The sequence below is a fragment of the Nonomuraea sp. NPDC003804 genome (assembly GCF_040610675.1).
Classification (GTDB): Bacteria; Actinomycetota; Actinomycetes; order Streptosporangiales; family Streptosporangiaceae; genus Nonomuraea.
Window position 1 is genome coordinate 78,164 of the sequence record NZ_JBEXMT010000004.1, and the last position, 6,653, is coordinate 84,816.

Here is a 6,653-nt window from a genome sequence, read left to right on the forward strand (position 1 = left end):
TACCTCCTCGTGCAATAGTCGGCGCTTGCATATATCCCGCGCATGCAATTATTGTGGACGCGTTCCATTCTTCTAGTCGAGGGATCTGTCATGCCCATCGCACTCCTGGCCCTGGCCATCGGCGCCTTCGGGATCGGGACGACCGAGTTCGTCATCATGGGGTTGCTGCCCCAGGTCGCCGCGGAGTTCGGCGTCTCCATCCCCACGGCCGGATACCTGGCTTCGGGATACGCCATGGGAGTCCTCATCGGCGCGCCGATCATGACGATCCTGGGCACCCGCGTCCCCCGGAAGACCATGCTCACCGCCCTCATGGTCATCTTCGTGGCGGGCAACCTGCTCTCGGCGGTCGCGCCCGCCTTCGGCCTCATGCTCGCCGGCCGGATCGTCACCTCCCTGGCACACGGCGCCTTCTTCGGCATCGGGTCGGTGGTGGCCGCCAACCTCGTCGCCCCGCAGAAGCGGGCCAGCGCGATCGCGCTGATGTTCACCGGACTCACCCTCGCCAACGTCGTCGGCGTCCCGCTCGGCACCTGGCTCGGCCAGCAGACCAGCTGGCGCCTCACGTTCGCCGCCGTGGCCGCCCTCGGCGTGCTCGCGGTGATCGGCGTCGCCGCGCTCGTGCCCGCCGACGAGGCGCCCACCGCCGCCAACAAGCGCATACACGGCGGGAAGGGACTGCTCCGCCGCGAGCTGGCCGCCTTCGGCGACGTGCAGGTACTGCTGGCCATGGCGATGACCGTCCTCGGCTTCGGTGGCGTCTTCGCCGCGATCACCTACATCGCGCCGATGATGACCGAGGCCGCGGGCTTCGCCGAGTCCGGAGTCACCTGGATGCTGGTGCTGCTCGGCATCGGCATGGTGATCGGCAACCTGATCGGCGGACGCCTGGCCGACCGCGCGCTGATGCCGCTCCTGTACGGCTCGCTCGCCGCCGTCGCGGTCGTGCTCGCGCTGTTCACCGTCGCCGCCTACTCCCAGCTCGCCTCGGCGGTCGCCGTCGTCCTGATCGGCCTGCTCGGCTTCGCCACCGTGCCGCCGCTGCAGAAGCGGGTGCTCGACCTGGCCTCGGGCGCGCCGACGCTCGCCTCCGCCGTCAACGTCGGCGCCTTCAACCTGGGCAACGCGCTGGCCGCGTGGCTGGGCGGTCTGGTCATCTCCGGCGGCTTCGGCATCACCGCCCCGAACTGGGTGGGCGCGCTGATGGCCGGCTCGGCGCTCGTGCTGGCCCTTGTCTCGGGACTGCTGGACCGCAGGCAGGCCAGGCGCCCGGCCCGCGCCACCGCCGAGGTCGCCGCGGCGGAGCGGGTCTGACCAGGATTCACCTGGTGAAGGTGGCACCGCCCGGACCGCCACGCGCCCCGGACCGTCGTCACACGCCCCAGGCCGTCACGGCCCGGGGCCGTCATACCTCCCGGGCCGTCACGGCTTCCGTTGGTCGGCCTCCCGTACGTCGTGGAGGTGGATGAGGACGTCGAAGGAGCGGGCGAGCGCGAGGTCGGCGAGCGGGTAGGGGTACTGCGTGCCGATGTTGCGCGTGGGCCGGACGACCTCCAGCCAGGCGCGCGCCGCGGCCGGGGCGGTGCGGATGTCGAGGTAGTAGTCGCGGTGACGGACCTTGTCGAGGGTGTACTCGTTCGTGCCGGGCCCGGCCGCGCCCACGGTGAACTTCTTCCAGTCGCCGCCGAGAGCGGCGTCCTTCGACAGGAAGGAGCCCCGGTCGAAGGTGAACCCGATGGGAACGTACTTCTGGCCCAGCGTGTCCCGCAGGAACGACCCTTGCGTCTTGGGATACAGCGCGGGCTGGCCGGCCACGTAGCCGACGTGGTCGTTCTGCGCCGACAGCAGCATCTTGTCGCCGGTGCGCCGCTGCCACCAGGCGGTGTTGTCGGCCATCACCTGGTCGCGGTAGCGCTGCGCGACGGGAAGCCAGGCCTTGTCGGTGAGGTCGAAGGCGAGGAACGTGGCCGTCTGGGAGATGGACCGGGCGTTCTGGACCGTGAGCTCGAACTCGTCCTCGTCCGTGCCCTTCAGGCTGCTGACCAGGTTCAGGGCCTGCCGTGCCTTGGCGGCGAGCCGCTGCCGTTCCGCGAGCGGCTTGCCCAGGTAGGCGAACACGTCGTCGATCGGGCGCAGACCGGCGTAGAGGTCCGTGAGGTGCGGCAGCGACTCCGGGTGGGTCCGCCGCACGTAGCCGGTCACGCGCTCGAAGAAGTCGTCGCTCAGTGTGGGGGCGCCGATGTCGTTGCCCATGAAGTGGACCGTGCGGCCGGGGTGGCGGCGGTTGTGGTCCCGCATCCACTCGATGAGGCTCACGAACTCCTCCCTGTCCCACGGCGAGTTGGCCAGCGCCGCTGTCGCGATCTCGCGTGCGTCGCCCTTGCCGGTCTGGAGGTAGTCGTCGATCTGAAGTCCCGAGGACCAGCCCAGTTCCAGGGCGAAGGTGGTGAAGCCCTTCTCCTCGACGAGGTAGCGGAAGACCCGCTCCTTCATGGCGAAGAACTCGTGCGAACCGTGGGTCGCCTCGCCGAGGCCGACCACCTTGGCGTCGCCGATCATCGCTCCCAGCGCTCGCAGGTCGGCCGTCTTGCTCCCCGGCTCGGTCGAGCGCAGCGGGTGCGCCGCCCGCTCCAGCGCGCGGACCGGGTCCTGCTTCCCGCCGGTCGTGCCGGCCGAGGCCGCCTGGGCCGCCACGGGGGCGAGGACCGCTCCCATCGCGATCACCGCCGTCGCCCGCAGCCCCCACCGGCCGATGCGCCTCCGGTCCCTGTCCATGCCTTACCCCTTACCTTGCGTCCTGCCACGTGAGACGGATCAGGCCTCACGGTGAAATCGATACGCCGACGAGAGTATGGCCGCGCGATCGCGCCCCCCATGACGCTGACCAGCGTCTTCGGGGTACGGCGAGCAGGCGCGTCAGGGTGGGGCCGGCACTACCCGGAGGCCGCCACGAGCCGGCCCGGCGGCTGTGCTGACCTCACCGCGCGACCGGCCCAACCATCCCCCGGAGCGGTCGGTGAGACGTCGCCCGCGGGACGGCGGGCGCGGGCAGGGCAGGAGACGCGGGGTCGTGGGCGGCCATGGCGTTGACAGCATCGGCCTCGCGGGTGTCGCGGCGTATCGTGAGGGCGTGGCCGACACTCTCGCACGCCCCAGCAAACGCGGCGTCGCCGCCGCCGTCGTCCTCGCGGGGCTGCTCCTCGCCCTGTCAGCGCTGCTCCCGTGGGCGGGCATCGACGCCAGACTGGACGTGCTGGGGGCCGGCATCAGCCAGGAGATGCGCGGCGTCGACGACCCGTTCGGCGTCTACACGCTGGTCGCGGGCCTGGCCGCCGCCGCGTTCGGGCTGGCGGGCCTGCTGCGCGGCCGCCTGCTGACGGCGCTCGCCGCGCTGCCGGGGACGGCCGCGGCCGTGCTGCTGGTGGTGTACGTGGCCGACCCGCGCGGCATCGGCGACCGGGTGTCGGTGGATCTCGGGGTGCTGTCGATCGAGCCGGGCCTGCGGCCGGGCTGGTACGCCGCGCTGGCCGCCGCGCTCGCCGTCACCGCCCTCGCCCTCCTCGCCCTCCCCCGCCCTCGCCAGCGCTGACCGACCCGTCCCCGTCCCGCCCGCGCGACGCCCCCCGAACCGGACGGCCCACGGACGGCGGCGGAACGATCGGCCCGCACGGCTCTCGGGCTGTGCCCCGGATGTTTGCACGAAACGTCGGTCCCGGGACGGCCCGGATGCCCGCACGGGACGTCGATCCAGGGACGGCCCGGATGCCCGCACGGGACGTCGATCCCGGGTGCCCGCACGGGACGGTCCGGGTGGAGGCGCGGGGATCAGTCGTAGAAGCCCAGGCGGCGCAGTTGTTTCGGGTCGCGCTGCCAGTCCTTGGCGACGCTGATGCGCAGGTCGAGGTAGACGCGGGTGCCGAGCAGCGCCTCGATCTGCTTGCGGGCCTTGGTGCCGACCTCCCGCAGCCGCTCGCCCTTGTGCCCGATGACGATCGCCTTCTGCGACGGACGTTCGACGAACATGTGCGCGTAGATGTCGAGCAGGTCGTCGCGCCCCTCTCGGGGCAGCATCTCGTCGACCACGACCGCGATCGAGTGGGGCAGCTCGTCGCGCACCCCTTCGAGCGCCGCCTCCCTGATCAGCTCGCCCACCAGCACCTGCTCGGGCTCGTCGGTGAGCTGCCCGCCCTCGTACAGCGGCGGCGACTCGGGCAGTTCGGAGATGAGCACGTCGGCCAGGGCGTCGAGGTTGTCGCCGCGGTTGGCCGACACCGGCACGACGTGCGCGAACTCGGCCAGCTGGGACACGGCCAGCAGTTGTTCGGCGATCTGCTCCCTGGACGCCAGGTCGCACTTGGTGACCACGGCGACGACGGGTGTGCGCTTGACCGCGCCCAGCTTCTCGGCGATGAAGCGGTCGCCCTTGCCGATCGGCTCGTTGGCGGGCACGCAGAAGCCGATGACGTCGACCTCGGTCAGGGTGGACAGCACCAGGCTGTCGAGCCGCTCGCCGAGCAGCGTGCGCGGGCGGTGCAGGCCCGGAGTGTCGACGATGATCAGCTGGGCGTCGGGGCGGTGCACGATGCCCCTGATGACGCGCCTGGTCGTCTGCGGCTTGGAGGAGGTGATCGCCACTTTGGTGCCGACCAGCGCGTTCATCAGCGTGGACTTGCCGACGTTGGGGCGGCCGACGAAGCAGGCGAACCCGGCGCGATGGTTACTGGTCACCTATGAATTCTCGCCTATGCCGACCAGCGCTCTCGCCACCAGGCGAAAGCCTGGGGCAGGACCCGCGGCGCCCAGGCGGGCATCGGCAGGCTCGTGAGCTCGCTCTCGGTGGCGAAGCGGGCGTCGGTGATCTCCTCGCCGTCGGGCGTGATCGTGCCGCCGACGATCGCGCAGCCGTAGACGGCGTTGACGTAGGCGACCTGGTGGCCGTTGGGGTAGGTGGTGCGGAACTCGGGCCCGCCGAACACCCCGATCAGCCCCCGCACCTCGATGTCGACGGCGAGTTCCTCGCGCAGCTCGCGCACCACGGTGTGCTCGGGACGCTCGTCGGGGTCGATGCCGCCGCCCGGCGGCGCCCAGCTGCCCTGCTCGCCGGCGTGGCGGGCCACCAGCAGCCGTCCTTCGTCGTCGAAGACGCAGCCGGTGGCCGCGGGCAGCATCAGCAGGCTGTTGCCGACCTGCTTGCGCAGGTCGGCGAGGAACGGCGACATGGCCATGTCAGGCCCTGAGCGTGCCGTCGGGGCCCGCCACGAACAGCGCCTTGGCGCCCAGCTCGCGGACCACCGCCTCGTCGTTCTCGCTCGCGCTCTCGGCCTCCGTGACCAGTGCCGCCGCCTCGAGCGACCGGGCGCCGCCGGAGACCGCCATGGCCACGGCCACCTGCACGGCCGACAGCGTCAGCGAGGCGAGGGCGACGTTGGTCGCGGCGTAGGTGCGGCCTGTCTCGTCGCGCACCGCCGCGCCCTCCCGCGCCGCGTTGCGCGCCCTGGTCGCGCGGGCCAGCGTGATGATCTTGGAGTCTTCGGCATCGAGAGTCACGAGCCAAGGTTAGCGAGCCAGCTCGGCGAACGTCTTGGCGAGCTGTTCGGTCCGCTGGAGGTCGACGGTGCCCAGGCCGGTGTGGACGAGCGACAGCAGCCTGTCGCCCAGGCGGACGAACACCACGTCGAGGGCGTAGGGGTAGCCGTTCAGCCGTCCGCGAAGCTGCCTGCCGACCGCCTCGTCGCCCAGCGGCGGAAGGGTGAGCGGGGACAGCCGCAGCCGGGTGGCCCGTCCCGGCTCGGTCACCTCCATCCGGGGGCAGCGGTCGAGGGTCCGGCCGAGCTCGTCCAGGTGCCACGCGGCCTGGGCGCCGCCGTAGACGGCCACCCCGACCGCGGCCAGTTCGCCGAGCACGTCGCCCTGGTAGCTGGCTGCCGCGTGCGCCTCCAGCGCCCGCGCGGGCGGGCGTCCCGCCGCCGTCTGGAACGCGGCCGCGCACTGGGCGCCCGTCTTGAGGAACGGCGAGCGCCACGCCGCGCCCGCCTTCGGGGAGAACCCGTCGGGCAGGACGGGCTGGCCGCGCAGGATGCCCCGCAGCCGGGCGCTCTCCTCGGTGGCTGCCGACTCGGCGTAGGGACGCCGTTCGGCGCACCCGGCCAGGCTGGTGACCAGCAGCCCGCAGGCCATAGCGACGAGTGCCGCTCTCATGATCAGCGCCATGATCTCCCCCGATGATCGCTCACGCCGACGGCATATCTCCCCCGTCGACGAAAACGGCAATCCACCGGAGTCGCCAACTTCATTACCTGTGTGGAAAAGACGCTGGAAAACCTGTAAGGGTGCTCTCGCCCGGTTCAACCCGGGCGAGAGCACCCTTGACGAAGTGCAACGCCTGGCCGCGGCTAGCAAGCCGGGCGTCGCGTTCCCCCCGGAGCCCCCTCCGCGCCGCGAACCCCTTCCGGCACCTCGGTGACTCCCTCCGACACCCACCGCACAGGGTGTCGAGAAACATCGTGCTCGGAGGGCCTTGCAAGATGCTTGTAGAACACTTGCGGCTTTGGCGAACCCTCTGATGTCTTGTGCGGACTCGACGCTCGGCGCGGCCTTGCGCCGGGTCCGCGCGGTGTTTCATGCGCCGGGTCCGCGCGGTGTTTCATGCGCCG

The 6,653-nt window shown here is 71.7% G+C and carries 7 protein-coding genes; 2 read left to right on the plus strand and 5 right to left on the minus strand.

The window, feature by feature from the left end; translation table 11 throughout:
- Positions 1–90: 90 nt before the first annotated feature.
- Positions 91–1,314, plus strand: a complete 1,224-nt coding sequence (locus ABZX22_RS06580) for an MFS transporter (RefSeq protein WP_354906578.1) — start codon at positions 91–93, stop codon at positions 1,312–1,314.
- Positions 1,315–1,422: 108 nt separating this feature from the next.
- On the opposite strand, the gene ABZX22_RS06585 is transcribed toward ABZX22_RS06580, so the two are convergent.
- The gene (locus ABZX22_RS06585) at positions 1,423–2,775 is read right to left on the minus strand and encodes an erythromycin esterase family protein (protein WP_354906579.1); all 1,353 of its coding nucleotides are present in this window, start codon (positions 2,773–2,775) and stop codon (positions 1,423–1,425) included.
- Between the two features lie 355 nt (positions 2,776–3,130).
- On the opposite strand from ABZX22_RS06585, the gene ABZX22_RS06590 reads away from it, so the two are divergent.
- Entirely contained in the window at positions 3,131–3,589 is a 459-nt protein-coding gene (locus ABZX22_RS06590; RefSeq protein ID WP_354906580.1) for a hypothetical protein, read from the plus strand.
- Positions 3,590–3,825: 236 nt separating this feature from the next.
- On the opposite strand, the gene era is transcribed toward ABZX22_RS06590, so the two are convergent.
- Genes era through ABZX22_RS06610 form a run of 4 tightly spaced genes read right to left on the minus strand, consistent with a single transcriptional unit; the run spans position 3,826 to position 6,198 of the window.
- Complete coding sequence (gene era, locus ABZX22_RS06595; RefSeq protein ID WP_354906581.1) at positions 3,826–4,728, minus strand: GTPase Era; 903 nt, start codon at positions 4,726–4,728, stop codon at positions 3,826–3,828.
- A 14-nt stretch (positions 4,729–4,742) separates the two neighbouring features.
- Positions 4,743–5,225: an NUDIX domain-containing protein gene (locus tag ABZX22_RS06600; RefSeq protein ID WP_354906582.1), complete on the minus strand. Its 483-nt coding sequence runs from the start codon at positions 5,223–5,225 to the stop codon at positions 4,743–4,745.
- Position 5,226: 1 nt separating this feature from the next.
- Entirely contained in the window at positions 5,227–5,547 is a 321-nt protein-coding gene (locus ABZX22_RS06605; protein WP_354906583.1) for a cytidine deaminase, read from the minus strand.
- A gap of 9 nt (positions 5,548–5,556) precedes the next feature.
- Positions 5,557–6,198 carry a hypothetical protein gene (locus ABZX22_RS06610; RefSeq protein ID WP_354906584.1) on the minus strand — a complete coding sequence of 214 codons (642 nt, stop codon included), beginning with the start codon at positions 6,196–6,198 and terminating at the stop codon, positions 5,557–5,559.
- Positions 6,199–6,653: the final 455 nt, after the last annotated feature.